A 1,384-nucleotide genomic window follows, 5' to 3' on the forward strand; every position below is an offset into this window, starting at 1 on the left:
TCATGTTGACTCACGTCAAGATGCCCGCGTGGAGTGAGTCGTTGACTTATCTGAATTTGCCCGCTTGGTGGGGTGGATTTTCTTGCGGCTGAGGTAGGTCGCGTTGCGCTTGGGTCGTTGTTCGACTTTGCCTCTGCGGCGGGCGAGTTCGATGAGACTGGCTTGGATCGCGTGGATCTGACGGCGTAGTTCGGCGGGGTTGATCTGGGTGGCTCGTGTGCTCAGGTCAGCGGCGTCTTGATCGGTGAGGTACTGCGGGTGGTCCCGGGTCAGGCGGTGCAGCGGGGTCGCGGCGGTGTCGTAGGTTTTGGTGACCTTGGCGCCGTTGCGAGACTTGCTGCGCAGCTTTTGTTGGGGCAGGTAGAGGTTGTCGAGTGCTGCTTGCAGGGGCCACAGTTGGTTGAGCAGGTCGAGCTCGTGGCGGGTGTCGTACCGGTAGTAACCGACCGCGCGGCGGACGCTGGACCAGTTCTTCTGCTCGACGTAGGCCTGGTCGTTGCTGTGGTGGGCCCGGCCGCGGGTCAGGGTGATACGTCGCGCGTCGCACCACTTCGCGAGGTGGTGGTTGATGAACTCGCCCCCGTTGTCGGAGTGGATTCCGTTGATGCCGAACGGGAATCGCAGGATCAGGTCGGTCAGGCCGGCGGCGACGATTCGTTCGCCTTTGGAGCGGACACTGATCGCTTCGGTCCAACCGGTCGCGATGTCGGTGGCGTCCAGGGTGTAGTGGAAGGCTCCATTGTTGTCGCCGCCTTCGTGTGCGACCAGGTCGATCTGGAGGAAGCCGGGGACGGTTTCGTTCCATTCGTGCCAGGTCTTCATCGGGATGCTGGCCTTGAGGAGGCTGCCGGGTTTGGTCATCGACCGGCCCTTGGTCGCGATCAGGCCGGTGCGGTGTGGTTTGAGGCGGCGGTCGATCGTGGCGGGTGACATTCGTAGCAGCGCGGCCAACGTGTCAGGGGTGCAGTGCAGTTCGCCGTGGGCGATCAGCGCGGTGGTCAGGTCGGGCAGCGCAGGGTGCAGTCGCTTCCCGGTGGGGCCGTCCAGGACCACCCAGCAGGTCACCAGGGCATCGATCACGGCAGGGTCGTAGCGGTAGACCGGATCACGCTGTGCTCGGGGACGATTCGGGTCATGACCGGCGACCGCGCGGCGGAGCATCTTGCGGGCGTGGTCCCTGTGCCACCCGTTGACCGCGACCAGATGGTCCAGGATCGCTGTCTTCTCCGCCTTCGTCGCCTTCGGCCACGCCTTCACCTGCGAGACCAGGACCGCCTTGCGCTGACCCACCGTGAGCTCCATCCATCGAGGCTGCACCCCACGCGGGCATTCTGGGATGAGTCAATGACTCCACCCACGCGGGCATTTAGCGTGAGTCAACGCG

General features: G+C 64.4%; 1 protein-coding gene. It reads right to left on the minus strand.

Annotated elements, in window-relative coordinates:
* Nucleotides 1-15: 15 nt before the first annotated feature.
* Nucleotides 16-1,302 carry a DDE-type integrase/transposase/recombinase gene (locus EU513_RS15565; protein ID WP_205744823.1) on the minus strand — a complete coding sequence of 429 codons (1,287 nt, stop codon included), beginning with the start codon at nt 1,300-1,302 and terminating at the stop codon, nt 16-18.
* Nucleotides 1,303-1,384: the final 82 nt, after the last annotated feature.

The organism is Yimella sp. RIT 621 (assembly GCF_004146205.1).
Taxonomy (GTDB): Bacteria; Actinomycetota; Actinomycetes; order Actinomycetales; family Dermatophilaceae; genus Yimella; species Yimella lutea.

Coding starts and splice junctions, on each gene's coding strand:
- EU513_RS15565 (WP_205744823.1), bottom strand. CDS start 1,302: ATGGAGCTCACGGTGGGTCAGCGCAAGGCGGTCCTGGTCTCGCAGGTG.